Annotated in this window: 1 pseudogene; it reads left to right on the top strand. The window is 76.9% G+C overall.

The features are described 5' to 3' along the window. A pseudogene (locus IH00_RS36965) lies at nucleotides 1-234 on the top strand (KR domain-containing protein); the annotation flags it as partial.

The raw sequence follows: 234 nt of genomic DNA on the forward strand, positions 1-234 counted from the left end.
CGGGCGGTACGGGTGCGCTCGGTGGCCATGTCGCCCGCTGGCTGGCGGGAACGGTGCCGAGCACCTGGTGCTCACCAGCCGCCGCGGCCAGGACGCCCCGGGGGCGGCCGGGTTGGTGGCGGAGCTGGAGGCACTGGGGGCCCGGGTCACGGTGGCCGCGTGCGACGTCGCCGACCGTGAGGCACTGGCGGCACTGCTGGACGACCATCCCCCCACCGCCGTCTTCCACACCGC

It is taken from the genome of Streptomyces sp. NRRL S-118 (genome assembly GCF_000716335.1).
Classification (GTDB): domain Bacteria; phylum Actinomycetota; class Actinomycetes; order Streptomycetales; family Streptomycetaceae; genus Streptomyces.